Origin of the sequence: Legionella sp. km535 (assembly GCF_003990085.1) — a bacterium.
Classification (GTDB): Bacteria; Pseudomonadota; Gammaproteobacteria; order Legionellales; family Legionellaceae; genus Legionella; species Legionella moravica.
Genome location: NZ_RZGU01000013.1, coordinates 15,535 through 39,748, shown reverse-complemented (window position 1 = coordinate 39,748; position 24,214 = coordinate 15,535). Strand labels below are relative to the sequence as shown.

Sequence of the window (24,214 nt, the reverse complement as noted above, 5' to 3'; positions counted from 1 at the left end):
TGGTGGGAAAAAAGTAACAAAATGACTGCTACGAGGGTTTGTTCGATGGTATATTGATTAAAAAACAGGGCAAAGATAAGACTATTTTTTTATTGTGCACACATTTGTTTCATGCAGGCTTTTGTAAATTTAAGCGATATAACACAGTGTTTGCATCGATAAGGCGGTATTTTCGTACAGGGTGTATACCTGATAATGGAGATTTTAGTGAACTCAATGGACAAGCGCGATACTGATTTATTTTTACCCATGCAATTAGGCTCCCTCACTCTGGCAAATCGGATTGTGATGGCTCCTTTGACCCGCAGTCGCGCGGGAAAGGGCGACGTTCAAGGCCTCATGAATGCTGAGTATTATGCCCAGAGGGCTTCAGCGGGTCTAATTATTTCTGAAGCAACACAAATTTCCCAACAGGGGAAGGGGTATGCCTTTACTCCGGGTATATATACAGAGCAACAAACGGCCGGTTGGAAGTTAGTCACTGAAGCGGTTCATCAAAAAGGGGGCGTTCTCTTTGCCCAGTTATGGCATGTGGGGCGAATTTCTCATCCTGATTTACAACCCGATAATCAGTTGCCTGTGGCTCCGTCTGCGATACAACCGGTTGGTAAGGCCTATACTGAAACAGGTTTTAAAGATTTTGTTACCCCTCGAGCATTAGAGCTCAACGAATTACCAGGAATAGTTGACCAATACGTTCATGCCGCCCGGTGTGCCCAAAAAGCCGGTTTTGATGGAATAGAAATACACGCTGCTAATGGATATTTATTGGAGCAATTTTTAAGCGATAAAACAAATAAACGCACCGATAGTTATGGCGGCAGCATTGAAAACAGAGCACGTTTATTATTGGAGGTAGTGGAAGCATTGACTGCTGTATGGCCATCAGAACGTGTTGGGATCCGACTGTCCCCGGTCAGTCATGCGAATGATATTGATGACAGCACACCAATGGAAACATTTTCTTATGTAGTGAAGCAATTAAATCATTTCAGCGTGGCCTATATACATTGTGTTGAGGGGGAAACGATTGGACCGCGTACCATTCCTGATAATTTCAGTTTTGCTAAATTAAGATCTCTTTATAAGGGGATTTATATTGCCAATAACGGATATGATATGGAGTTGGCTTTAAAGGCCCGTGCAGAACATTTGGCTGATCTCATTTGCTTTGGTCGGCCTTTTATTGGAAACCCGGACTTGGTTGAGCGCTTGAAAATTGGCGCTGAATTGGTGGTAGCCCCAAGAGAGACATGGTATGGCAATGGAGCTAAAGGCTATACTGATTGGCCTGAGTATCGTTAGGTTTCCTGAATTAGAACAGGATTCATATGGGCAACGAAAGGCATAGGTGTTGGAGCTGTCTTCATCCATCCGGTAAGGCTGTAGCGAGTTCGGTGGGTAAGACAGACCTCATGGGGTAATTCACTGTTGAAACAAATGAAACGATTGCCCCTTGGCATTATTTTTTGAAGGAACTGATCTTCTTTGGAATAAAGTATTAACTCTCCGCCAAAATCCTCCTGCCAGTGCTCATTTAAATAATACACACAAGAGATTTTCCGAGTTTTTTGCGTAGCAAACTGGTCAACGTGTTTTTTATAGTATGTACCGGGCTGGTAGACTGCAAAATGGGTTTCAAATTCAGCCAGTCCGAGAAATAAGGTGCGATTTAGTAAACATGCCAGCTCATTGGTTTGTTTCAAATAGGCTTGAACAGACGGTTCTGTTGTTTGTTCCTCCAACCAACATATTTCATCCGTTCTGATGGCTTGATTATTATGAGCTTGCAATTTATGCCCGATTCGAGCATTGCGAAATTCACCTTGTTGATGCAGGTTTTGGCAATAAAGAATTAACGCTCGAAAGTGTTCTGGAGCAATGAATTGATCAATAAGGTGATATCCCTGGGTACAGATGTTATGACTTATTATTTCAGGATCAAGCAAGTGTTAACCTTGTGAGCAGTCTGTGATGCGAATTGTACGCCAAGATACAATTCTTGCAAGTTTTTGTCACGTACAGAGTCTGAGCGTACGAACAGGTTTATTTTCTAGATGCCTTACCTTCCAGAAGGTATTGATATTCACGCCACTGGGGCATAAATTGAGTCATCAGGGCATAAAATCGTTTGTTATGGCTGGCTTCGAGAAGATGAACCAGTTCGTGCACCAGCACATACTCAAGGCACACCAAAGGCTTTTTCATTAAATTGAGATTCAACCAAATTCTACGTGCCCGGGTATTGCATGATCCCCAGCGAGTTTTCATTTTTTTTATACCCCATTCGTTTGATTGTACTTGAATAATCGCTTCCCAATGTTTTATTAACCCAGGTACGATGGCCTCCATTTCTTTTCTGTACCAACTATCAAGCATTAACTTGATTTGAGTTAGCGTTGGTTGCGGTTGGGTATATAGATAAATCAGCTCTCCATTAACTTGGATAGTCTTAGGGCCATGATGTTCTTCAATGATTAATAGATAATTTTTTCCCTGAAAGGGAATGGTTGACCCGGTCTGCAGGTTTTCTTCCATATACGAAGATCGTTGACGAATTCGATCACGCTGCATACGAATCCATTCACTTTTTTCTTGAAGATGTTGTCTGATTAACCGATCACTGAACCTTAATGGGGCGCTTACTTTAACCAAGCCATCTGGAGGATAAATTCTAAGATTCAAGTTTTTAATTGGCTTTTTTAATATTTCGATAGAAATGCCGTCAATTTCAATGATCATCAATGGCTTGGATAGTATGAGATACTGCCATTATATCGAAGAAAAGGAATTATACCCAAATAACTTTGGCTCGATTTTAGTGGATTATTCTTGAAACACCCAAGCGAAGATCTTTAGAGCAACTGAGTTCGCAAAGAGGAACAAGTAAGGTATTGATATTCCCCTAAACTGAGGATTAGCGCTCAGCCCCTTCACAAGGGCTATCAATGTATTCTCCATTGATGTCTAAAACCATGTTGACACTGGCGCGTTGATACCGGGCCAGGATATCGTATTGTTGCTTTGTAATGTAACCGTAGGAATTACCGCAATACACTAACGAGCTTGCTCCTGGTTTTGGCTTAACCTGTACAGGCAGATCACAATCCCAGCGAAATTTCGTTAAGTCACAGTTGGCTAGTGCTACACTGGTTGGTACTACCAGCAACATGATGAGGATAAACCATTTATTATTCATTTTTTATCTCCACTGGCATCGTATTTTATTTTAAGTATAGGTTAATTCTCGAAGACAAGAGGTTGAGGAAGTGAAATTATGTTTCACAAGATTTTTATTGAATTTAATGATATATATTCAATACAGTTAACTCAAAAATCGTAACTTCTCAATAAAACCGGGATACGTCATTTTGAACGAATTGAGAGCTCCTGAAGCCAGAAAGGGTCCTGCATCTGGAGTTTCTTTACCGGATTCAAGTGGATGAACTTTCCGGATTGATGGAGATATGATCTAAGGTCGATAGCTATGCTCTCATCCAGTATTGAATATCTCCAGGCTCTTCGTAAAGGAAATTATCTACGGTTTTTGGAATGGCCTCAATTCATCGCACAGCATTATGCAGACTCAAAAGATGCTATTGGTGCAGATGAAACTGTGAATTTAATTGTTTTTGAATGGTTGAATCATGGTTTTTGTGAGGAAGATGTCAGACACATGGCCATTTTGGCTGCAGTTCATGATTTGGATTCGAGACCAATTAGAGCGGAATTATCTTATGCTTTTATTTCCTTATCAGTTGGGTTAATTAGTTGTATGGTTTATCAGAGTATGAATCTTCAAAACAATTTTATAAAACAAGAACAATTGAGCGGCAAGCAAGTGTGCCAATTGATGAAAAATCAAAGTGCACTTTTGGATGGATTACGCTTTTCTGAGCAGGAACAGAGAGAAAATGCCCGATTTCTCCATTATATAGAGACCGCTGACATCAAGGCTGTGAATCGTGCCTTTGAACAAATTAGTTCAATCACTCAATTCAGATATATAGCTGAAGAATACATTACTACCCTGGAGAATACGCAAATTGAGGGAGATCAGCTACAAACGACTCGAGTCAGTATGCTGAAAAACCTGGCACAATATTTAAATGAACAAATGGAATATACCGAGGAGGTTAAAGAAGAGCTTGGATTATATGTCACTCGATTGTGGGAAATGAATCCTGCCGAATTTGAGGAACTGTATCTCAACAATATTTCCACTTACTCTTTTGTCGCTAATTTATGGAAGATGGCCGTAAGTTATGGATTAAGATTTTTTAGTATTCTGCAACCGAGCACTTCACTGGCTATTACGGATGAGACATCGAATACTCCAAAACAGAGTTAGTTCAAGAATATTTTATAGACGAGCCTCATGAGCGAGCAGGCTTTCTTTATATGAAATGGATTCGGGATTCCCCATATATCCGCCAAGGCTATTTTTTCCAACGACACGATGACAAGGGATAAACAACGCCAGAGGGTTACGTTTACACGCCTGTCCAATAGCTCGGGGACTGCTTTGCAGTTTGAGTGCCAATTCCCCATAAGTCAACGTTCGACCAACGGGAATGACCAGGAGCGCGTTCCATACGTTTAGTTGATATAGACTGCCTTTAGGTTTTAATTGTAATTGAAACCGATGATGAGGATCAGCATTATAGGCTTCAAGTTCTTTGCCTATTGTTTGAGCCAGGCTGTTATTGGCAGGTACACCTGATTTTTGAGTAAACGAGGCACTATAAACAAAATGCTCATCATGATGTACTTCAAGCCTACCCCAAGGGGTAGGAAAAATAGACATGACGAGCATTGAGTTCAAGAATTAATCGCCTTTTTTACCTGACAATTTTTCTTTAATACGAGCAGCGCGGCCAGCCAGGTTGCGTAAGTAATACAGTTTTGCACGACGTACATCACCACGACGCTTGACAGTGATACTGTCCACGATTGGGCTGTAAGTCTGGAACACACGCTCAACACCTACGTTATGAGAAATTTTGCGAACAGTAAACGCGGAATTTAAACCACGATTTCTTTTAGCAATAACAATCCCTTCAAAAGCCTGTAAACGTTCACGAGTACCTTCAATTACTTTAACTTGAACAAGAACAGTGTCACCTGGATTAAACTCAGGAATTTCCTTGCCTTGCATTTGCTCAGCATTCAATTGGTCAATAATATTAGTCATGGACTACTCCTAAAATTGGTTTATCCTCAACAGGAATCACCGTGTTCGCATTTATAACTATTCAGCACCGATTCATGGATGCTTTGAAACCTGCTGGTTTGCTACCTTGAATTCGGTAATAAACCGTGCTCTTCCTGAAACTCTGCAAGCAACTGCCTGTCAGTTTCGTTCAATTGCATCTGTTCTAGTAAATCCGGACGTTTAAGCCAGGTTTTACCCAGGGACTGTTTTCTACGCCATCGTTCTATGTCCCTATGGTTCCCACCTAATAAAACAGGAGGTACATCCATACCATCAATGGATGCAGGCCGGGTATAATGAGGACAGTCGAGCAATCCATTCATAAATGAATCCTGCTCTGCTGAACCAAGATGCCCAAGACTACCGGGTATCAAACGAATTATGGCGTCAATAAACACCATGGCAGCTAATTCACCGCCACTTAATACAAAATCCCCAAGCGACCACTCTTCATCTACATGATGACTAATGATGCGCTCATCAATTCCTTCATAGCGTCCTGCTATAAACAGCAGGGGTTGCCTGTCATTTGCCACCTGGTTTAAGTCGGCTTGACGGATTACTTTACCTTGTGGGCTTAAGTAAACCGTTTTGCAGTTTTCTGGCATTTGACTGCGTGCATGCACAATTGCCCCATGGAGTGGTTCATACATCATGACCATTCCTGGTCCACCACCATAAGGCTTATCATCTATCTGCCTATAGGGTCTGGATGACCAATCACGTGGATTCCAGTGTGCAATTTGTACCAGGTTCTGTTCAATTGCCCTACCGGTCACTCCGTACTTCAATCCATCCATTATTTCTGGAATCAAACTGATTACGCCCAGATGCAGAACCACTTAAAAATCCGCATCCCAGTCGACAGTAATGACCTGTTCGGTGTCATTGATATCCATTACAAATTGTCCCGGCAAATAAGGTATTAAATGCCTTTTTTCACCTTGAACTACCAATACATCATTAGAGCCTGTTGGCATCACTTCAGTAACTAACCCAAAGGACACTCCTTGTTGGTTAATCACTTTCATGCCTATCAGCTGGTGCCAGTAATACTCACCTGGTTCTAATTCAGCGAGCTGTTCTTTTTGAACAGCAATTTCTACATTGGTAAGTCGAGAAACAAGCTCACGATCAGGATAGCCCTCTATTTGAGCTATTATGGCCTTGTTATGTACTTCGATACATAATAGCTTAACAGGTTGCCACTGATTGTTTAAAAAGGCATGCCAGTCTGTATATCTCAGAATATTATCTCGAGGATCTGTGAAGGAGTGAACCGTAACAAAGCCTTTAATACCATGAGGTCGGCCAAAACGGCCTAATACTACCCAGTTTGCCTGATTATTCACGTTATTAAGCAGCTGTTTCAGATTTTTTGTTAAATTCTTTTACCAATGAACTGACTCGGTCAGATAATTGTGCACCAACACTTTGCCAATGAGCTAATTTTTCCATTTCAACGTGCAGACGAACTTCTTGTCCTCGCGCAACGGGGTTAAAATAACCAATACGCTCAATGTAATTACCATCGCGACGTTTGCGGCTGTCAGTTACTACCATGTGATAAAAAGGACGCTTTTTGGCGCCGCCTCGTGATAAACGTATAACGACCATTGTTTTCCTCTACTTTAGAGTGGTTACATAAAAATGCCGAGTATTGTACGAAAATTAACTCAACATGTGAAGTAATTCTTTTAATTTATTTTCTAACGCACTATCCCCACTTAGTGAACTATGGTTATTCATAGCGAATATCGCTCTCTCTGTGTGGATAGTGTAATAAAAACAATTACTTTAAATCATCTGGAAACATGTCTTTCATTCCAGCCATTCCCCCTAAACCTCGCATCATTTTTTGCATTCCGCCAGGTTTGGAAAATTTTTTCATCATCTTTTGCATTTGTTCAAATTGTTTCAACAATCGATTGACATCCTGAATCTGGGTTCCAGAGCCCATTGCAATGCGCTTTTTCCGTGACCCGACAATGATTTTGGGAAGTCGACGTTCTTTGGGGGTCATTGAATTAATAATGGCAACTGTCTGGGCCATTGCTTTGTCATTGACCTGTTTCATCGCCTGTTGAGGCATTTGACCCATACCAGGCAGCTTGCTCATCATTCCTGCGATGCCACCCATGTTGTTCATTTGCAAGAGCTGTTGCTTGAAGTCTTCTAAATCAAAGCCTTTGCCTTTCTTTAATTTTTTAGCCAGTTTTTCGCTGGCCTGTTTGTCTGCTTTGCGCTCTACCTCTTCGATCAGAGTCAGAATATCGCCCATTCCTAATATTCGTGACGCGATACGCTCGGGGTGAAATGGCTCAAGAGCCTCTACTTTTTCACCGCTACCGATAAATTTAATGGGTTGGCCGGTAATTTGTCTTACTGACAAAGCAGCACCACCTCGGGCATCACCATCTGTTTTGGTAAGGATGACCCCGGTTAAGGGCAGGGCTTCATGGAATGCCTTGGCGGTATTGGCTGCGTCCTGGCCAGTCATACTGTCGACAACAAACAAGGTTTCTATGGGTTTTACAGATTGGTGTAATGCTTTAATTTCATCCATCATTTCTGCATCGATATGCATGCGACCTGCAGTATCGATAATCAAAACATCCATGTATTGCTTTTTAGCACTTTCAAGAGCTTTTTGAGCTATAGAAATGGGTTGTTCGTTGGTTTCTGCAGGAAAAAATGCGACACCAATTTGTTCTGCCAAAACCTTCAGCTGTTGAATGGCGGCAGGTCTGTAAACGTCCACACTGACCAGCATGACTTTTTTATTTTCGGTGTCTTTTAAATAGCGGGCGAGTTTTGCGGTGCTTGTTGTTTTACCAGAGCCTTGTAAACCGGCCATCAGGAATATTGCAGGGGGTTGCGTTTTAAAGTCCAGCTCAACGCGTTCGTCACCCATGACATGAATTAATTCATCATGCACGGTTTTAATAAATGCCTGGTCAGGATTTAAACTGGTTAACACTTCCTGCCCAAGAGCTTTCTCTTTTACCTGTTCAATAAAGTCTTTAATAACCGGCAGAGCCACATCTGCCTCGATCAGGGAGAGTCTGACTTCGCGCAAGGCTTGTTGAATATTGTCTTCAGTTAATCGACCCTGTCCACGCAGGTTTTTAAAGGTGCGGGTCAACCGTTCGGTTAAGTTATCAAACATAATAATTGAGTACTCGGAAAAAAATAGGAACTATAGCATAGAGACGTGAAGCAATGCTACTTATCAGCAGAGGGACCACGGTTGTCCCATTAAAAAAATGACGTCTTTCCGAGCGTAGCGAGGAATCTCCTGCAAGGTTGCACGATCCCATTAAAATCATATCAAGAGTTGAGTCTGCCCAGCCAGCCATTTTCTGCAGGCGCCTAATGCTCATATCCTTAAATTTCTTTTTGGTATTTTGTAAACTGTTCAAAATAATATGCCGAACCATCGCCATATATTCAGGAGCATGATCGTTGCGTACGCGAGAATCATCTTCACGTAATGTAACGTTCAAGACCGAATGTAGACTGTTCTCGACAGCCCAGTGACTACGGGTAGTCTGAGCAATTTGTTTAGCATTTGCAGCCAAGCTGCTGATAAGGTAATGATAATTAATGCATTAATTCAGATTGTGTCAATTTGCAGGAGATTCCTCACTACGCTCGGAAAGACGTCACATTTTTAATGGGACAGCCGTGAGAGGGACTCCGACGGTACTTATTCTTTAGTGAGTGATTGGACAATAATTATTAAAGTATGTATTGACAAGATGCTGGATTATAGTGTTATTAGTATTTCATATAGTTGCTATTAGTTTTTTGATTAAGAATCTAATAAATCCTTAATTATTGTTCGTTAAATTTTATCCATTTTAACTTATTCGGGATCAATATGGGCGTGTCAAAAACTGATGGGACTCAACTTAAAAACGAGGCTGCAGTCAGGATACAGTCAGCCTATAGAGGATTCTTTTCCAGAAAATCTTTTGCTATTAGCCAATTACCTCCCAATTGTTTGAAGCCATTCAAGGTCCTGATCAAGGGGAATGATCCTGAGATCACAGGATTGCCTCATCATTCCAGGGAAGAGCATATTGCATTGGTCGCCATATCGGGTATGCGTTCAGTTGAAATTGCATGCCAACTCAGCAGCGGCACCCCCAAATTGATTATTATCGATAACAGTCAATATGTAGTTGATTTTTGGCGAATGGCTCGATTTTTGATTAATAAAACTGATTCAACAGACGATTTTCTTGTTCAATTGGCGCGTTTTTTAGAGTCAAGCCAATGCAGCAAATCAGGTTTACAATCAAGGGAATTCGCATATCTGGAGCAGTTATTTGATCAGTATGGCTTTGATAAACTGCAGAGCATTATTGGCAAAACTACTGTGCTAGCTCAGTCGTGGGTTGATCGAGACGTAATGATTAAAATAAAGAATATCTTGAAATTTATTGGAATTGATGTCGTTTACGCCTACCCCTCCAATGTTGTTGCCTATTTACGCTCTGAGGGCCAGCGATCAAATTCAAACCAGGTTTTGGATAACATTCAATCATTGAATCCCGCATTGGCCATCCACACCGATCTGGTGATGGATAGACCGGAACACGTATACATTACCGCAGATCATACCCCCCAAACCGTTGCCGATAAGCTCAATCTGAATGCTGTTCGATTCAGCAGTTCTGTGGCGAGCTTTGGAAAGACTGAAACATTATTAATGTTGTATCTGTATAATAAGTTAAAGAAAAAATCAGCTACTCCATTAGCTGCATCTGGATGCTCATTATTTTCACCTGACACGATTGACACGGAAGAGAGCGGTTCTGATGCGTCATCAAGCACATGCGGCTTATCAACAAGTCACAAGGGTGCGTTCGAATTGTAATGGGATATCGAACCTATCGACGTAACGGATTAATTAACCGTATACTTTTTTTACCCGGGATAGTATGAAATATTAGGTATGAATGTTCTTTTCTATATGCTTTTGCTTATTTGGGGATGGGTATTCTATCTCCTGGCTGTTAAATCCATCGATTATGCGGCACGTCATTTCAGAAGCTTATATAATCCTGACTCGTTAACCCATGATGAAATTATCGCTCTTTTAACCAGGCTCTCACACCCGGAATTTGAGGGGGTTTGCTATGGTTTTAGTCTTAACTGGGCGTTGGCAGTTGCTGAGGGCAAAGAGGATGTGTTTTATCGCCAACTCCATCTTCTTCGTGCTCATAAGTCTGATTTACCTGATGTTCTAGAGCATATCAACCAAAAAAAGGACCGATTAATTCCTCTTTCTGAAAGCGAGTTACAGACTCTTTCTCTACCTCAATTGTGTGAAAAATTGTGTATAGCTCAGGAACCGCTTGCTTACAAAAATCACTATGGGAAACTGATTTGGCAATCCGATGTTACTGCCATCCTGAAGTGCATTCAACATCACCACTCGGGAGTACAACAGATTTTTTATAAGACACATACTTTTGGTTCCAGGCAAGAAGCACTGGGATATTTTACCTTGTTGGCTAAATCAGGTTTAGCTGAAAATGTAGCGGTTATTATCAGCACTTCAGATCATGCCATGGGGTTTAAGCGAGCTGGGAATCTTTGGCGATTCATCAACATTAATGATTTATATATACAAGATACGAATAAACCCTATTTTGAATTTGATTCTCATGGGCTTGTTGATGAGCTGTATCGAGTAAGTACTTCGGGGCCATTAATACGCAGGTTAACAGTCAATACAGACTTCATCGCAGTGAACCTTTCAGCAGACATAATTTCTAAATTGGGAAACCGCTATCCAGTATTTCCAGTGCCTAGGAAAACTCCTTATCCTGAACGACTTTATTTTTTTTCCATGGCTGCTCTGCAAGGTGATTTACCAACTGTAAAACAATGCCTTAGAGCGAGATGGTCTGTTTTTTCTCGTCAAAATTTGAGTGATGATTCCCCTATTTTAAAGGCAGTGTATTTAGGCAGGCGAGAAGTAGTAAGGGCCATTCTTTCAGGAATACCTCATCTTGTTAACAGCCAGCGAAAAAAAGATTTGGCAACCTTGCTTCATATTGCGTGTAAATATGGAGGTCCAGGGATCGTTGAGGATTTGTTGCGCATTAAAGGGATTAAAATTAATCCTTTGGATAACGAGGGTAAGACACCGCTAATGTACGCCTGTAAGCTGAACTCGACTACCCAGGATAGAAAATTATTTCAATTATTATTGAATAGAGGGGCCTCTCTGGCCATTAAAGATAAAAATGGATTAACTGCTTTGGAGCATGCGGTTAAAAATGAGCATGAATTGGCCATCGAAGTGATTCACAATAAAATGCAACGAACGGGTGTTCAATCCGTCTTGAGATTTTTTGACAAGACGTCTGTTGGTAAAGTAGCTGGAGTGGGTATGGCTCAGAAGGGAAGCAATCAAATGTGTTTTTAGCCGCGATTTTGTTTTTTTTTGTATGTCCTGCACCAGTGAGCAATTTTGCATGAATTGGTTGGCGATGGAATCATCAAAGGATGGTTGTTCCATATTCTCCATGAATTTTATTCATTATTTGCGCGTTTGGTACATTCTGTTTCACCAGAAAAACTGCTATGATGATTTTCAAATCAAGTGTCAGGACATGGGAAACTGATTGATTCAGGCGCTGTATATCTGATTCATATTGCACAACAGTGTATTAATCCTCTAAATATCAGATTGATTTTTGTTTATTTTTTACGCGATTATTAAGGTTTCCTTAAGCTTATTTTTATATAATAAGTTTTTTGATTCTGAATAGGCTGCAATGAAGGAATGCGATGAGTAATAAAAAGCACTCACTTACTATTTTTAGTTTGACTATGATTACCGTTGGCTCAGTAGACAGTATACGGAATTTACCCGCTACCGCTTTATTTGGAAGCCAGTTAATATTTTACTTTATATTGGGTGCTGTATTTTTTCTCATTCCCACAGCGCTGGTCTCTGCTGAATTGGCTTCTGGTTGGGCAAAGCAAGGTGGAATTTATGTATGGGTCAAGGAAGCCTTTGGTAAAAAATCCGGCTTTTTAGCCATTTGGTTGCAATGGATAGAAAATGTGATCTGGTATCCGACCATATTATCTTTTGTTGCAGGAACAATAGGCTATTTGATTAATCCCGCTTTAACCAGTAATCCTTATTTCCTCTGGGCGGTTATAGTCAGTTGTTTTTGGGGCGCTACTCTGCTTAATTTACGGGGCATGAAGTCCTCTGCCATGTTCAGCAGCTTTTGCTCCCTTGCCGGATTGTTGTTGCCCATGTCTCTAATCATTGGCCTTGGCGTAGCGTGGATAACTCAGGGTAACCCCTTACAGATTAACTTTGATGTCCCTAGTATTGTCCCTCATCTTGCAGATAAATCCATGTGGGTGTCTTTAACGGCGATTATGATGTCGTTCTGCGGAATAGAGATCGCTACGGTCCATGCCAATGATGTAAATAATCCTCAGCATGCTTTTCCTAAAGCGTTAATCTATTCAGTAGGTATCATTTTAAGTACTCTGATCCTTGGCTCGCTTGCGATAGCCGTGGTGTTGCCTGGCAAAGACATAAATCTTGTTGCAGGAATAATGCAGGCATTTGAAGCATTTTTCTCAAGATATAATATGAATTGGATGATGCCCGTTGTTGCTGTCATGCTCGTTCTTGGTGGTCTTGGCGGGGTGAGTAACTGGATCATCGCACCGACCAAAGGATTATTGGTTGCTGCTGAAGACGGTAATTTGCCTGAGTTGTTTCAGCGCACAAATACCAAAGGAGCACCAGTGGTCATGTTAATTACTCAAGCAGTGATTGTTACAGTCTTGTCTGCTTTGTTTTTGTTCATGCCTAGCGTCAATGGTTCCTATTGGCTATTAACTGCGTTAGCTGCACAGCTGTATATGTTAATGTATTTCATTATGTTCCTCGCTGCAATCAAGCTGCGTATCAGTGAGCCTAATCACCATCGCCCGTTTAAAATTCCTGGCGGGATGATGGGGATGTTGCTGGTCTCGGGAATTGGCATTATTGGCGTTCTCACAACTTTGGGTGTGAGTTTTATTCCACCTGAGGGTATTGACGTCGGCAGCACTGCTCGTTATGAATTAACTTTAATCATCGGCTTGATATTGATGTGTGCACCACCATTTGTCAGTTCCTGGTTGCAAAGCAGGACTGTGAATGTGGAAGCTACAGCTTAACAAACAATAATGCCATGAATCCTCTTGATGAACTATTAACCGAATTAAGTTCTCGTCTTCCTGAGTTGGAGTGGAAAGTCAGTGAATTAAGTTCGGTTATTTCCAGTCATAATCTACCCAAAGGTTTGTTTCGTACCGGTTTAGAGTTTTCCGGCTCCGCATGTGTTAAAGAAATTAAAGCAGATATTCAAGCCTTATCTCAGCAAAAAAATGATCGCAGTGCTATATTTTTGGCCGAACGAATCAAACAGAAAATTAATGTTCTGGTTGCTTTATGCCATATAAGCAGTCGTAAAAAGAAACCTGAAAATCGGGTCTCTTTTGGTGTAAAAATGTTAAGTACCCGACAACAATGGATAGAGAGTCTGGAGCAGGATATTAATACACTGACTCAACAGCAGAAGGCAATGACAAAATCGCTTCAACAGTTGTCGCAAAGCGGAAAGACAGAGGCAATTCTGACCTTGCAGGCAGAGTTGGGTGAAGTTGAGCGGCGTATGACTTTAGCCAAAGAAACATTAAATCAGGCCCTCTTATAAACTCTAGCCTATCTTGTCTGTATTGCTTAGGCCGACATCGCTTTGTTGCTGTGAACGATTTATTGTTCTGTAGTGAATTTGAGAGGCTTTGCTTAAATAGTCTTTTGCTTGGTGTGGTATTGCGGTACATTATTGTCGCACAATTACTAAAACAAAGAAGGAGCGCCTTAAATGTCAGATAAATTTTCTCATATCACCAAGGATATTGGTACTCAATTAGCAAAAATGCGCAAAGAAATGCCTGAAGTTATGGCTGGATTTGCTGCTTTGTCGCAAGCGGCTAATCAAGATGGTGTACTGGATAAAAAAACAAAGGAGTTGATTGCCATGGCTCTTGCTGTTGCCAAACAATGCCCAGGGTGTATTGGTTTTCATGCGCAAACCTTAATAAAATTACAAACTACCAGAGCCGAGTTATTAGAAACATTAGGTATGGCTGTTTATATGGGCGGTGGCCCCTCTTTGATGTATGCTGCTGAAGCTTTAGAAGCCTTTGAAGAGTTTAGTCAGTAACGGGTAATAATCGTTTCGGGTCATGTTGGGTGAAGACCCAACATACGCCCTATATTTAGTGCGATAATAATGTGGCTACGTGAGCCATTTGTTTTTCTGCCGGGTTTTGTTGGCATGGAAATTGTTTGCTGACGCCTAATAAGGCAATTTGAGATACCGTCATCGTGTCTTTATCACTGCGCTGGCTTGATATTTCTTTATAGGTTTGTTGGATTAACTCATTCATGGTGATCGAATTGAGTTGTTTTCCTGGTGGTAAACAAAAAATGGGTTTACCCTGAGTTTTTGCTGTTTCATTTGCCTGAATTAAGGTTTCCGCAATGCTCTCACATGTAATATTAAGAACATGACGCGCTGATCTGGCCCAAGCTTGTGCTTGTGGATCGGCCTTTATTTCCATTTGTGGTATGTTATTCGCAATACTCATGTAATTGTTGATGGTGTCGGCATATACTTTGCTGCAACACATAATGAAACTGATTAATAAAAAACGCATAATACTTCCTTAACTCGTGCACGATTACTTGAAAAAATAGTAGACAGTTGGGTTATCCGGGCAAACATACGGACCACATTCTATGAATGTACTGATTCCATTGGCAAGAATCAAGATAAGAAATAAATACATTAAAGCAATCATCCCTTTGTTGGATGTTTTGAATTGAGCGTCAAAACCTTGTTCAAAGAGAAGCGCGATTGCAATGAAGCCAATGATGAACAGAAAAATAATTGCTGACCAAGTGTAAAAATACAAACCAAGAAACGGATCTCCATAACCGGGTGTGCCGGGATCCAGATGGAGGTAGATTTGGCGCGTCGCTATAGCAAGGCCTAATAACGCTTGCAATAACATAAAACCATAATGAGACATCCTGATGCCCAGACGCAAATTCATCATTAAGCACAATCCTATACCTGCAAAACAAATTCTTTGTAATAAACATAAAGGACAGGGTAATGAATGTTTGAACAATTGATCCGCAAATGCGAAGAGTAATATAACGCAAATAATCAATAGCCCAAAGCTGTTACCCCAAAGGTGTATTTTTTTTTGTATGTTCATAAGGGCACCAGATGGCTGTGAAAATTAAAACAAATGGAGATTAATAACAGACATAAAATAAATTGCAGGGGAATTGTTGTTGTGGGTTTGAATAGTATTTGCAGCCCAATAAGAAAAAAGAACACAAACAGCACTATCATCATGATTGCTATCGTCCCTTATGATCAACTCTGATAAAAGTATAGTCGATACTATAAATTTTTTCGAATGGGGGATTTAACTCAATTGTTTAAATCCCATGTGGTGCAATAAGACCTAATTTGAATGCAACAAATAAAAAAATAAATAAGGTCAATGAGATACCTATTCTAATTGTTAGTGCTTTCACTGTACGTTTTGAATTTCCAGTATCTCTTATCAGAAAAAACAAGCCGCTTGCCAGAGAGCCGGCAATAATAATCATGACAAAGATGATGAAGATTTTGGTGAACATTTGTTATACTCCCGAAATTGCTATCTTCAGTCGGAAGTTAGCCAACTTTTTGAGCAATTAATAAAGTATGCCTAGTTTAACCTGTTTTCGCTTTCGTTTCACCCCAAATTGGCTAATGATTGTTCTGACTCTGTTTTTTATCTTTATTTTTATTCGTCTCGGCTTTTGGCAAATACAACGGGCGGATGAGAAAGCAACGATGATTGCGGCAGAAGAATCATTGGCAAAACAAGAACCCATAGTTTGGAGTGGAGAGCAACCGCTACCCAAACAATATCAACGCATCAGGGTGAGTGGTACTTATTTACCCAATATCTTTTTATTGGATAATCAGCATCACCAGCACCAGTTTGGATATGATGTTATTTCTCCGTTAGAGCTTTCAGACGGAACGGTTGTTCTGGTGGACCGGGGATGGGTTGTGGGGGACAGTACCAGGCGTACTTTTCCTGAAACTTTGATTCCACAGGGTAGGGTTAAGCTGCAGGGCAGTGCTTATTTTCCAGGCAAAAACCAATGGGTTTTAGGGCCTGGAATCGAGAAAAAAGAGCGAGGAATTATTATTCTTGAGCTTTTGGATGCAAAATTAGTGAGTCACCTTTTGCAAAAAAAGGTCTATCCGTTTATTATTCGCCTCGACAAGCAAGACGCATATGGATTTGTGCGTGAATGGGCGATAGTATCCATGCCTCCGCAGCGGCATTTAGCGTATGCTCTGCAATGGTTTGCCATGGCATTGGTTATCTTTATTATATTCGTAGCATTGAATCTGAAGAAGAGAAATGAAGAAACAAGTCACTAAATATTATGTTTTGTTCTTATTAGCCATTATGTTTGCTGCACCAGGGGTAACTGCTTATCTATTTTTTCAACACCCAGACTGGCTAGGTTCATCGACAGTAAATAAAGGTACATTATTGACCCCCCCGATTTCTTTTAGTCATTTTGGAAGTAAATCCAAATGGCGGCTCCTTCTTATTAGTCCTGATGGATGTAAAAAGGAATGCCTCGAACAACTCAATATGCTCGCTCGAGTCCGTTTGGCTTTAGGGCGAAAATTATATCAGGTGGATGAGTGGTTGGTTCTGGATGATAAATCATCAGCATTGGCCGATGAAATAAAACCTCTCTTAAAAGAGCAGGATATTCATGTGACTACCTTAACATCTGCAGATATGGCTAAACTGTCTGCTTTGCCTGCTGACGCCAAGGTGTTTATCGCCAATCCGGATAACTTCTTGATTCTAAGTTACCGCACAGGGGCTAATCCTGATGACATCTATAAAGATCTGAAACTTCTCCTTAGTACAACAGAACAGAAGAGTACCTAAATTGATGCAGAATAATTCTATACGAATCGCGGCTACTTTCAGTATTATCTTCGCTTTATTTGTAGTGATGCTGGGAGCCTATACACGGTTAACAGACGCAGGACTTGGGTGTCCTGACTGGCCTGGTTGTTATGGGCGGATGGTGTTGCCTTCTGCTCAGACAGGCTTGCAGGAAGCACAAACCCAGTTTCCTCACCTTCCTATTGAAACCAGAAAAGCCTGGACCGAAATGGCTCATCGTTATGCCGCAGGAACTCTTGCTCTGCTGATCCTTTTTATAGGAATCAGTGTGCTGCGTAAGCGAATACAAGGCAAGGTGATACCATGGCACATCCCTTTGGCTTTAATGATTCTGGTGGTTTTTCAAGCCGCGTTGGGCATGTGGACGGTAACGCTGAAACTTCTTCCTGTAGTCGTCATGGGACATCTTTTGGGTGGGATGCTCATTTTTTCCTGCTTATGTCGGTTTCGCCTGCAAATTAGTTCTTTAAACGGGCAGGATTTGCCTCAGTGGCGATTTTGGATCCGATTGGGGGTGCTTATTGTTTTTTGCCAAATTGCTCTTGGTGGTTGGGTTAGTTCAAATTATGCAGGGATTTCCTGCATTGGATTTCCACAGTGTAATGGATTGTGGTTACCAGAACTGCACTTTACCAAGGGATTTAATTTATTTTCTCCCGTCGGTGCTAATTACCAGGGTGGAGTACTCGATAATGAGGTTCGGGTGAGCATTCAATTAATTCACCGGATTGGGGCTGTTTTGACTGCGTGTTACATTGTTCTGCTCTCATTGTTGATTCTGGGTAAGTCAAGTTCCCGATATTTAAAAAAAGGTGCTTTATTACTTCTGTTATTTGTGGTGCTTCAATTTTGCCTGGGTATTTTGAACGTAGTTTATTTGCTGCCCATATCTGTGGCCGTTGCTCATAATGGGGTTGCAGCATTATTATTGGCAACAGTGTTTAGTATGTTGCATTTTACACGAAAGGGGTTGGATTATGACTGCTGAGCTAGCGACACAGCCAACGGCAGATTGGCGTGATTATATTGAGCTGTGTAAGCCTCGAGTGGTTTTGCTTATGCTGTTAACGGTTGTTGTTGGCATGTATCTGGCCGCTCCTGGCTGGATAGATTTGTCATTAATTGGTTTTACTTTAATTGGCGTTGGTTTGTGTGCCGGTAGTGCGGCCGCAATTAATCATTTGGTGGACAGGCATATTGATTCCATCATGGCCAGGACAAAAAAAAGGCCTGTAGCTCATGGTCGGGTTTCAGTATATCAAGCACTGGGATTTGCTGTTGTTATCGGTGTACTGGGTTTATCTGTTCTTTGTGCTTTTGTAAATCAATTAACAGCTTTGCTTACTTTTGTTACTTTGATTGGTTATGCTGGCGTTTATACTGGATATTTGAAAAGAGCGACTTCACAGAATATTGTCATCGGCGGATTGGCTGGAGCAGCACCTCCATTATTAGGATGGACGGCTGTAACGAATCAATTGGACCCTCACGCTTTATTATTGGTATTAATCATTTTTACCTGGACTCCTCCTCATTTTTGGGCTTTGGCAATTTATCGTTATGAAGAATATCAACATGCTCAAATTCCTATGCTACCGGTAACTCATGGTATACAATTCACCAAACTGAATATTTATTTGTATACAATTTTATTGTTGGTGGTCAGTCTATTGCCTTTTGTTGTAGGAATGAGTGGCATTGTCTATTTGATAGGTGCAATGCTTCTGGGCGTGCGGTTTTTATTCTGGGCTCACAAATTATACAGTACTGAAAAACCTGTTGTGGCAATGCAAACCTTTAGATTCTCTATTGTGTATTTGATGGTATTATTTGTTTTTTTATTGATAGATCACTATCTGTAAGGGGTTAAAATGAGTATAAAAATAAAAGGTGTTACTTTAACTGTTACCATTTTATTGGCCCTGGCCAGTTTATTCGCTGGAATTTTTGTATCACAACATCTTCATTTTAAGAAAAAAATTGATGCGGCTCAATTTCATGGCACCTATCTTGAAAATCCAAGAACGGTCAATCAATTCAGTCTGACAGGGACTGATCAACAGCCCTTTGAAAACAGCAGCTTACAGGGGCAATGGACATTAGTCTTTTTTGGGTTTACTAATTGTGGTTACCTCTGCCCGACTACTATGGCAGAACTTGCTAAAATGTATCGTATTCTTGAGGAAAAAAAGGTGAAAAATCTACCCAGGATCGTGATGATCTCTATAGATCCTGAGCGTGATAGCCTGGAAAAATTGAACGGATATGTTAAATCCTTTAATAGTTCATTTTATGGCGCACGAGGGGATGAAGCCATTATCAAACTCATGACTCGAGAAATGGGCATTGCTTATGCAAAAGTAATCAACAAAGAGAGTGACGATCCTAAAAACTATGACGTTCAGCACAGTGGAGCAGTAATGCTATTTAATCCCCAAGGAGAGTTAAACGCATTTTTTACCACTCCGCATCATGCAGACTTGTTGGCCAAGGATTATATGTTATTAGTCTCATAGCTGAATTCACCAAAATCGCTTGATGCTATCAGGAACAGGATAAGTTCCAATTTTAAATTCATCGCCTATAAAATTTAGTGTTCTCATTTCGGTACATCGGGATGAGAATTCATAAATTTTAAACTAGGCTTTATTAGAACCATTATAAAAAAAATTGAGGAACTATTGATTCATGAAAATTGCAATTTTAGCCACTAACCCACATTTGTATTCGCACAAGCGCTTGAAAGCGGAAGGGGAAGCGGCTGGTCATGAAGTTAAAATCATTAATCCCCTGTATTGTTATATGAACGTTGCCGCTTCAAATCCCAAAGTTCACTATAGAGGCGGTTCTTCTCTGCCTCAATTCGATGCAGTGATCCCACGAATTGGCGCTTCAACGACTTATTATGGAACTGCCGTGCTTCGTCATATGGAAACTATGGGCATGTACACCCTTAATGAATCAATAGCTATTTCGCGTTCCAGAGATAAATTTCGGTCTTTACAACTTCTGGCTCGAAAAGGTATTCCTATGCCTTTGACCAGTTTTGCTCAATCGCCTGATGATACGGAAGATTTAATCCATATGGTTGGTGGTGCTCCTCTCGTAATCAAATTGCTAGAAGGCACTCAAGGTAAAGGGGTAATTCTGGCTGACAGCCATCAATCTGCAGTTAGCATTATTAATGCGTTTAAAGAAATGCATGCCAATATTCTGGTTCAGGAATTTATTGAAGAATCTCGAGGTACTGATATACGCTGCTTTGTGATTGGAGAAAAAGTAGTTGCTGCCATGAAGCGCCAGGCAAAAGAAGGCGAATTCCGCGCTAATGTGCACCAGGGTGGAAAAGGAGTTAAAGTGAAATTGTCGCCACAAGAGCGGGCAATTGCAGTAAGCGCTGCAAAAACTATGGGTTTGAAAGTAGCGGGCGTTGATTTGATTCGATCCAATCATGGACCATTAGTATTGGAGATTAATTCATCTCCTGGCCTTGAAGGGATCGAGAAAACGACAGCCGTCAACATTGCGGGAAAAATTATTGAATACATTGAGAAACACGCAAAACCCATTAGTTTAAGCCATCGTTTCCATGGATAGGATTTTAGTGAGCTCCTGATTTTGAATCGCTTTTACCAAGCAACCAATCCGCGTTGACCTCAAGCTCCTGTGCAAGAGTTTGTAATACCGGTTCATCAGGGCTTGTGATGCCATTGAGTAATGCCTCGGCTTTAAATTTGGGTATTTTAATCAGTTTGGAAAGAACCTCTATACGTTCAGGTGTTGATTCGGGGACACCTATACTGTCAAGCTCCTTATTAAGTCGTTCTGAAAATCGTTTATTAAGCATTATTTGCTCCTGATTATGACCTTATAAAGGTGGTGGCTTAAACAAGTCGGGATCTCAATAAATAAAGTATCTTTATTTGATATAGCATAAAATTGGCGTTTTGCAATGTGGCTATTATTTATGAGATCAGAGAAGGTGGAACGAACATTCGAGGCTGTTGACATTTCAGCATTTTCAAACCTACTTTCCGCCAATTGTTCGTGGTATCGATAGATCTTGCGCAAAACAAGTATATATTGCGCTTATAAAGATTGAATTGGATCAACTAGGTCTCACCATCAAGCAGTTGCTCTAACTGAATAAATCCCAGCCGAATTCCCGCGGCTATGACCGCGGGATCTTATATTTCGATGGCACCATCATGGATCCCGCGGTCATAGCCGCGGGAATTCGGTTGAGATGGGAGCTAATGCTACACTTCGGATTTCTGAGGCTTTGATCCCAGGATTCAGAATAACTGCGCTAGCTCATTGGATCCCTCGAACAAGTCCTGAGAGATGGTCACAAATAGTGACCATCTCTCAGGAACAAGTCGCGGGACGTCGAAACATGAATTGTCAACAGCCCCTACTTTCTTGAAAATTTTTAATTTTGGTTGACGCTTGGTTGCAGTGATGTAAAATCGAGGCAGTTTCACAGGGCTTAAGAAAAGCGCTCAATTTATTCGATAAGAGAAATTTTTTAATCAGGTGTTCAGGATAATTAATCGCGCTTATTAAAAGTATCTTTCGCTTCGACTTTGGCGTTTTCCCTAAGTCCTGTTTGAGTAAGGACTGGTTTGTTTTACAGCATGAGATCGGGTGTTTTATCGACGCATGAGCTGCCTGTTTCATCTTCTTGGTAGAATGAATCAATATAATGTTTAGGATAACACATGCTCGAAAATGCAGTTTCAAATTACCCTTGTGACTTAATCTTATTTGGTGTTTTGGGTGATCTTTCCTGTCGTAAATTAGTGCCGGCTTTATATCACCTGGAAGGTGCTGGTTTGCTTCATGTTGATTCTCGAATAATTGGATGTGGGCGTGACAATCTAACTTCAGCAGAATTTTTGGAGTTGATTCGAGCCCGAGTGCAACGGCTGTTAACTGAAACCATAGACGAGGCCGTGTGGACTCGTTTTATTTCCAAACTCAGCTATTGTTCCCTGGATTTGACGGTAATGGATGATTATCAGCGATTGACGGATTACATCAATCCATCATTACGAACGGTAGTTTCCTATTTTGCCATTCCTCCTTTTCTGTATGCTCAGGTTTGTCATGGACTGGCTCGCATTGGTTTAACTGAGCAGCCTTCTCGAGTCGTATTGGAAAAACCAATTGGTCATAATCTTCAATCATCCAAAGAAATTAACAATGAAGTTGCCCAGTTTTTCGCAGAAAATCAAATTTATCGTATTGATCATTATCTGGGTAAGGAAACCGTATTAAACCTTTTGGTGCTTCGTTTTGCCAACTCCATGTTTTCGTCTAATTGGGATCATCGGGTGATCGATAAGGTTGAAATCACGGTAGCTGAAGAAATAGGCGTTGAAGGGCGCTGGGAATATTACGATAAATCAGGGCAAGTGCGCGATATGCTGCAAAATCATGTCGTACAGATTTTATCCCTGGTTGCTATGGAACCTCCCTTGAGTCTTTCCTCAGAAGATATTCGCAGTGAAAAATTAAAAGTATTAAAATCCCTGCGTCTCATCAATGAGAGTAATGTCCGAGACCACACGGTTCGAGCTCAATATGCTGGCAATAGAATTGATAATAAAGTCATTCCCGGATATTTAGAGGAGCATGGGGCGGATCAACATTCAGTTACTGAAACTTTTGTCGCAATTAAAGCGTATATTGACAGTTGGCGTTGGTCTGGAGTGCCTTTTTATTTACTTACTGGCAAACGTCTGGCCAAAAAACAAAGTGAAGTTGTTATTTATTTTAAACAGCAACCGCACAATATTTTCAATAAATTCAATAAGGAACTACCACCTAATCAATTGATTATACGGTTACAACCGGATGAAGGTCTTGAGTTGCGCATTATGAACAAGGTTCCTGGTCTTGGTGAGCATTTGGTGCTCGCTGAAAGTAAACTGGATCTGAATTTTAATCAATTGATCACTACACCACGAATTGCTGATGCTTATGAGCGATTGCTTTTGGAAGTGATGTTAGGTAACCAATATTTATTTGTAAGCCGTGAGGAAATTGAACAATCCTGGAAATGGATCGATGCGATAAAGAACTCCTGGGATGCAGGGGGAGTACCGCTTCATACCTATGCATCAGGAACCTGGGGACCTGACGAAGTAAGAACGTTATTTAATGGCCAGGCGCATATTTGGAATGATCGAAATGCAACTTTATAATTTTAGCGATGCGAATCGGTTAAATAGCGACTTGGCCGAACAGATTAGCACCCTTTTGGATGAAGCCATCACCTTAAGAGGGCGGGCTTATCTTGTTGTTTCAGGTGGAAAAACTCCCATAGAGCTTTTTAAATTGTTGGCACAAAAAGAGGTGTCCTGGGATAAAGTTATTATTACTTTGGCTGATGAGCGCTGTGTCAGTATTCATGATCCCGACCGAAATGAACGCTTGGTCAATGATTTTTTATTGCAACATAAAGCGCATCAAGCACAGTTTATCAGTTTGTATAATGAACACATTTCAATTAAAGAGAATTTGGAATCGTTTGAACCACGTTTTGATTCTTTGCCTGCCTTTGATGTGGTTATTCTCGGTATGGGTGAGGATGGGCACACTGCATCCTTATTTCCATGCAGCGATGAGCTGGAAGCTGGATTGGATGATGAGGCACAAGCACTGCTTTTGGTGCACCCCAAAAGTGCACCTTATCCGCGAATTTCATTATCTAAAAGGCGCTTACTGAATAGCCGAAAGATTTTTATCCATTTGGTTGGTCAAAAAAAACGTACTGTATTGAGTCAGGCACTAGAGATAGATAATCCCAAAGTGATGCCGATCAGTGCTTTTATAAAGAATCAGAATGCCAACATTCAGGTCATGTATGCACCCCAATAA

Annotated in this window: 29 protein-coding genes; 15 read left to right on the top strand and 14 right to left on the bottom strand. The window is 40.9% G+C overall.

Annotated features, from left to right (window positions below):
* Positions 1-216: 216 nt before the first annotated feature.
* Positions 217-1,305: an alkene reductase gene (locus tag ELY21_RS08945; RefSeq protein ID WP_127108919.1), complete on the top strand. Its 1,089-nt coding sequence runs from the start codon at positions 217-219 to the stop codon at positions 1,303-1,305.
* On the opposite strand, the gene ELY21_RS08940 is transcribed toward ELY21_RS08945, so the two are convergent.
* The 3 genes from ELY21_RS08940 to ELY21_RS08930 all read right to left on the bottom strand — a co-directional run bounded on the left by ELY21_RS08940 (position 1,302) and on the right by ELY21_RS08930 (position 3,199).
* Entirely contained in the window at positions 1,302-1,949 is a 648-nt protein-coding gene (locus tag ELY21_RS08940) for a 2OG-Fe(II) oxygenase (protein WP_127108831.1), read from the bottom strand. The genes ELY21_RS08945 and ELY21_RS08940 overlap by 4 nt on opposite strands.
* Before the next feature lie 97 nt (positions 1,950-2,046).
* Positions 2,047-2,742, bottom strand: a complete 696-nt coding sequence (locus ELY21_RS08935) for a M48 family metallopeptidase (RefSeq protein WP_127108829.1) — start codon at positions 2,740-2,742, stop codon at positions 2,047-2,049.
* A 175-nt stretch (positions 2,743-2,917) separates the two neighbouring features.
* Complete coding sequence (locus ELY21_RS08930) at positions 2,918-3,199, bottom strand: hypothetical protein (RefSeq protein ID WP_028383606.1); 282 nt, start codon at positions 3,197-3,199, stop codon at positions 2,918-2,920.
* A 288-nt stretch (positions 3,200-3,487) separates the two neighbouring features.
* Between ELY21_RS08930 and ELY21_RS08925 the strand changes: the two genes are divergently transcribed.
* The gene (locus ELY21_RS08925) at positions 3,488-4,351 is read left to right on the top strand and encodes a helical bundle domain-containing protein (protein WP_127108827.1); all 864 of its coding nucleotides are present in this window, start codon (positions 3,488-3,490) and stop codon (positions 4,349-4,351) included.
* A gap of 12 nt (positions 4,352-4,363) precedes the next feature.
* Here the strand turns inward: ELY21_RS08925 and ELY21_RS08920 are convergent, their stop codons facing one another.
* The 7 genes from ELY21_RS08920 to ELY21_RS08890 all read right to left on the bottom strand — a co-directional run bounded on the left by ELY21_RS08920 (position 4,364) and on the right by ELY21_RS08890 (position 8,823).
* Positions 4,364-4,816, bottom strand: coding sequence for a methylated-DNA--[protein]-cysteine S-methyltransferase (locus ELY21_RS08920; RefSeq protein WP_028383608.1), 453 nt, complete (start codon positions 4,814-4,816; stop codon positions 4,364-4,366).
* A 12-nt stretch (positions 4,817-4,828) separates the two neighbouring features.
* Positions 4,829-5,194, bottom strand: a complete 366-nt coding sequence (gene rplS, locus ELY21_RS08915; RefSeq protein ID WP_058472353.1) for a 50S ribosomal protein L19 — start codon at positions 5,192-5,194, stop codon at positions 4,829-4,831.
* Between the two features lie 101 nt (positions 5,195-5,295).
* A complete protein-coding gene (trmD, locus tag ELY21_RS08910) occupies positions 5,296-6,057 on the bottom strand; it encodes a tRNA (guanosine(37)-N1)-methyltransferase TrmD (protein WP_199741682.1) in 762 nt (253 codons plus the stop codon).
* On the bottom strand, positions 6,058-6,567 hold the full coding sequence (gene rimM / locus ELY21_RS08905) for a ribosome maturation factor RimM (RefSeq protein WP_127108825.1): 510 nt from the start codon (positions 6,565-6,567) through the stop codon (positions 6,058-6,060). It abuts the gene before it with no gap.
* Between the two features lie 4 nt (positions 6,568-6,571).
* Complete coding sequence (gene rpsP, locus ELY21_RS08900) at positions 6,572-6,832, bottom strand: 30S ribosomal protein S16 (RefSeq protein ID WP_028383612.1); 261 nt, start codon at positions 6,830-6,832, stop codon at positions 6,572-6,574.
* A gap of 175 nt (positions 6,833-7,007) precedes the next feature.
* Positions 7,008-8,384: a signal recognition particle protein gene (gene ffh, locus ELY21_RS08895; protein WP_028383613.1), complete on the bottom strand. Its 1,377-nt coding sequence runs from the start codon at positions 8,382-8,384 to the stop codon at positions 7,008-7,010.
* Positions 8,377-8,823, bottom strand: a complete 447-nt coding sequence (locus ELY21_RS08890) for an ISAs1 family transposase (RefSeq protein WP_127108823.1) — start codon at positions 8,821-8,823, stop codon at positions 8,377-8,379. The genes ffh and ELY21_RS08890 overlap by 8 nt, the downstream gene beginning before the upstream one ends.
* 275 nt (positions 8,824-9,098) lie before the next feature.
* On the opposite strand from ELY21_RS08890, the gene ELY21_RS08885 reads away from it, so the two are divergent.
* From ELY21_RS08885 to ELY21_RS08865, 5 genes are all read left to right on the top strand, one after another.
* Complete coding sequence (locus ELY21_RS08885) at positions 9,099-10,100, top strand: IQ calmodulin-binding motif-containing protein (protein WP_127108821.1); 1,002 nt, start codon at positions 9,099-9,101, stop codon at positions 10,098-10,100.
* Between the two features lie 78 nt (positions 10,101-10,178).
* Positions 10,179-11,660 (top strand): Dot/Icm T4SS effector AnkG/AnkZ/LegA7, encoded by a 1,482-nt coding sequence (gene ankG / locus ELY21_RS08880; RefSeq protein ID WP_233588694.1) that lies wholly within the window; start codon positions 10,179-10,181, stop codon positions 11,658-11,660.
* A 365-nt stretch (positions 11,661-12,025) separates the two neighbouring features.
* Positions 12,026-13,429, top strand: coding sequence for an APC family permease (locus tag ELY21_RS08875; protein ID WP_127108819.1), 1,404 nt, complete (start codon positions 12,026-12,028; stop codon positions 13,427-13,429).
* 14 nt (positions 13,430-13,443) lie between these two features.
* The gene (gene priC, locus ELY21_RS08870) at positions 13,444-13,968 is read left to right on the top strand and encodes a primosomal replication protein PriC (RefSeq protein ID WP_127108817.1); all 525 of its coding nucleotides are present in this window, start codon (positions 13,444-13,446) and stop codon (positions 13,966-13,968) included.
* Positions 13,969-14,139: 171 nt separating this feature from the next.
* Positions 14,140-14,481: a carboxymuconolactone decarboxylase family protein gene (locus ELY21_RS08865; protein WP_127108815.1), complete on the top strand. Its 342-nt coding sequence runs from the start codon at positions 14,140-14,142 to the stop codon at positions 14,479-14,481.
* A gap of 55 nt (positions 14,482-14,536) precedes the next feature.
* Here ELY21_RS08865 and ELY21_RS08860 read toward each other — a convergent pair whose 3' ends face one another.
* The 3 genes from ELY21_RS08860 to ELY21_RS08850 form a co-directional block, all read right to left on the bottom strand.
* A complete protein-coding gene (locus tag ELY21_RS08860) occupies positions 14,537-14,977 on the bottom strand; it encodes a phosphatase (protein WP_199741681.1) in 441 nt (146 codons plus the stop codon).
* A 24-nt stretch (positions 14,978-15,001) separates the two neighbouring features.
* Complete coding sequence (locus ELY21_RS08855; protein ID WP_127108813.1) at positions 15,002-15,544, bottom strand: disulfide bond formation protein B; 543 nt, start codon at positions 15,542-15,544, stop codon at positions 15,002-15,004.
* A gap of 229 nt (positions 15,545-15,773) precedes the next feature.
* Entirely contained in the window at positions 15,774-15,977 is a 204-nt protein-coding gene (locus ELY21_RS08850; RefSeq protein WP_127108811.1) for a twin transmembrane helix small protein, read from the bottom strand.
* 67 nt (positions 15,978-16,044) lie between these two features.
* On the opposite strand from ELY21_RS08850, the gene ELY21_RS08845 reads away from it, so the two are divergent.
* The 6 genes from ELY21_RS08845 (at position 16,045) to rimK (ending at position 20,926) form a co-directional block, all read left to right on the top strand.
* Positions 16,045-16,779, top strand: coding sequence for an SURF1 family protein (locus tag ELY21_RS08845; protein ID WP_127108809.1), 735 nt, complete (start codon positions 16,045-16,047; stop codon positions 16,777-16,779).
* Positions 16,760-17,308 carry a hypothetical protein gene (locus ELY21_RS08840; RefSeq protein ID WP_028383622.1) on the top strand — a complete coding sequence of 183 codons (549 nt, stop codon included), beginning with the start codon at positions 16,760-16,762 and terminating at the stop codon, positions 17,306-17,308. The genes ELY21_RS08845 and ELY21_RS08840 overlap by 20 nt, the downstream gene beginning before the upstream one ends.
* Before the next feature lie 4 nt (positions 17,309-17,312).
* Complete coding sequence (locus ELY21_RS08835; RefSeq protein WP_127108807.1) at positions 17,313-18,317, top strand: heme A synthase; 1,005 nt, start codon at positions 17,313-17,315, stop codon at positions 18,315-18,317.
* Positions 18,307-19,191 (top strand): heme o synthase, encoded by an 885-nt coding sequence (gene cyoE, locus ELY21_RS08830; RefSeq protein WP_127108805.1) that lies wholly within the window; start codon positions 18,307-18,309, stop codon positions 19,189-19,191. Before ELY21_RS08835 ends, cyoE begins: the two co-directional genes overlap by 11 nt.
* A 9-nt stretch (positions 19,192-19,200) precedes the next feature.
* Positions 19,201-19,845 carry an SCO family protein gene (locus ELY21_RS08825; RefSeq protein WP_127108803.1) on the top strand — a complete coding sequence of 215 codons (645 nt, stop codon included), beginning with the start codon at positions 19,201-19,203 and terminating at the stop codon, positions 19,843-19,845.
* 172 nt (positions 19,846-20,017) lie between these two features.
* Positions 20,018-20,926, top strand: a complete 909-nt coding sequence (rimK, locus tag ELY21_RS08820; RefSeq protein ID WP_028383626.1) for a 30S ribosomal protein S6--L-glutamate ligase — start codon at positions 20,018-20,020, stop codon at positions 20,924-20,926.
* Between the two features lie 4 nt (positions 20,927-20,930).
* Here rimK and ELY21_RS08815 read toward each other — a convergent pair whose 3' ends face one another.
* Positions 20,931-21,176, bottom strand: a complete 246-nt coding sequence (locus ELY21_RS08815) for a hypothetical protein (RefSeq protein ID WP_127108801.1) — start codon at positions 21,174-21,176, stop codon at positions 20,931-20,933.
* A gap of 874 nt (positions 21,177-22,050) precedes the next feature.
* On the opposite strand from ELY21_RS08815, the gene zwf reads away from it, so the two are divergent.
* Both zwf and pgl read left to right on the top strand, forming a co-directional pair.
* On the top strand, positions 22,051-23,538 hold the full coding sequence (zwf, locus tag ELY21_RS08810) for a glucose-6-phosphate dehydrogenase (RefSeq protein WP_127108799.1): 1,488 nt from the start codon (positions 22,051-22,053) through the stop codon (positions 23,536-23,538).
* On the top strand, positions 23,525-24,214 hold the full coding sequence (gene pgl / locus ELY21_RS08805) for a 6-phosphogluconolactonase (protein ID WP_127108797.1): 690 nt from the start codon (positions 23,525-23,527) through the stop codon (positions 24,212-24,214). Before zwf ends, pgl begins: the two co-directional genes overlap by 14 nt.

What these genes read in the sequence shown, in the direction of transcription:
- ELY21_RS08945 (WP_127108919.1), top strand. Translation starts at nt 217, where the DNA reads ATGGACAAGCGCGATACTGATTTATTTTTACCCATGCAATTAGGCTCC.
- ELY21_RS08935 (WP_127108829.1), bottom strand. Translation starts at nt 2,742, where the DNA reads ATGATCATTGAAATTGACGGCATTTCTATCGAAATATTAAAAAAGCCA.
- ELY21_RS08930 (WP_028383606.1), bottom strand. Translation starts at nt 3,199, where the DNA reads ATGAATAATAAATGGTTTATCCTCATCATGTTGCTGGTAGTACCAACC.
- ELY21_RS08925 (WP_127108827.1), top strand. Translation starts at nt 3,488, where the DNA reads ATGCTCTCATCCAGTATTGAATATCTCCAGGCTCTTCGTAAAGGAAAT.
- ELY21_RS08920 (WP_028383608.1), bottom strand. Translation starts at nt 4,816, where the DNA reads ATGCTCGTCATGTCTATTTTTCCTACCCCTTGGGGTAGGCTTGAAGTA.
- rplS (WP_058472353.1), bottom strand. Translation starts at nt 5,194, where the DNA reads ATGACTAATATTATTGACCAATTGAATGCTGAGCAAATGCAAGGCAAG.
- rpsP (WP_028383612.1), bottom strand. Translation starts at nt 6,832, where the DNA reads ATGGTCGTTATACGTTTATCACGAGGCGGCGCCAAAAAGCGTCCTTTT.
- ffh (WP_028383613.1), bottom strand. Translation starts at nt 8,384, where the DNA reads ATGTTTGATAACTTAACCGAACGGTTGACCCGCACCTTTAAAAACCTG.
- ELY21_RS08885 (WP_127108821.1), top strand. Translation starts at nt 9,099, where the DNA reads ATGGGCGTGTCAAAAACTGATGGGACTCAACTTAAAAACGAGGCTGCA.
- ankG (WP_233588694.1), top strand. Translation starts at nt 10,179, where the DNA reads ATGAATGTTCTTTTCTATATGCTTTTGCTTATTTGGGGATGGGTATTC.
- ELY21_RS08875 (WP_127108819.1), top strand. Translation starts at nt 12,026, where the DNA reads ATGAGTAATAAAAAGCACTCACTTACTATTTTTAGTTTGACTATGATT.
- priC (WP_127108817.1), top strand. Translation starts at nt 13,444, where the DNA reads ATGAATCCTCTTGATGAACTATTAACCGAATTAAGTTCTCGTCTTCCT.
- ELY21_RS08865 (WP_127108815.1), top strand. Translation starts at nt 14,140, where the DNA reads ATGTCAGATAAATTTTCTCATATCACCAAGGATATTGGTACTCAATTA.
- ELY21_RS08860 (WP_199741681.1), bottom strand. Translation starts at nt 14,977, where the DNA reads ATGCGTTTTTTATTAATCAGTTTCATTATGTGTTGCAGCAAAGTATAT.
- ELY21_RS08855 (WP_127108813.1), bottom strand. Translation starts at nt 15,544, where the DNA reads ATGAACATACAAAAAAAAATACACCTTTGGGGTAACAGCTTTGGGCTA.
- ELY21_RS08850 (WP_127108811.1), bottom strand. Translation starts at nt 15,977, where the DNA reads ATGTTCACCAAAATCTTCATCATCTTTGTCATGATTATTATTGCCGGC.
- ELY21_RS08845 (WP_127108809.1), top strand. Translation starts at nt 16,045, where the DNA reads ATGCCTAGTTTAACCTGTTTTCGCTTTCGTTTCACCCCAAATTGGCTA.
- ELY21_RS08840 (WP_028383622.1), top strand. Translation starts at nt 16,760, where the DNA reads ATGAAGAAACAAGTCACTAAATATTATGTTTTGTTCTTATTAGCCATT.
- ELY21_RS08835 (WP_127108807.1), top strand. Translation starts at nt 17,313, where the DNA reads ATGCAGAATAATTCTATACGAATCGCGGCTACTTTCAGTATTATCTTC.
- cyoE (WP_127108805.1), top strand. Translation starts at nt 18,307, where the DNA reads ATGACTGCTGAGCTAGCGACACAGCCAACGGCAGATTGGCGTGATTAT.
- ELY21_RS08825 (WP_127108803.1), top strand. Translation starts at nt 19,201, where the DNA reads ATGAGTATAAAAATAAAAGGTGTTACTTTAACTGTTACCATTTTATTG.
- rimK (WP_028383626.1), top strand. Translation starts at nt 20,018, where the DNA reads ATGAAAATTGCAATTTTAGCCACTAACCCACATTTGTATTCGCACAAG.
- ELY21_RS08815 (WP_127108801.1), bottom strand. Translation starts at nt 21,176, where the DNA reads ATGCTTAATAAACGATTTTCAGAACGACTTAATAAGGAGCTTGACAGT.
- zwf (WP_127108799.1), top strand. Translation starts at nt 22,051, where the DNA reads ATGCTCGAAAATGCAGTTTCAAATTACCCTTGTGACTTAATCTTATTT.
- pgl (WP_127108797.1), top strand. Translation starts at nt 23,525, where the DNA reads ATGCAACTTTATAATTTTAGCGATGCGAATCGGTTAAATAGCGACTTG.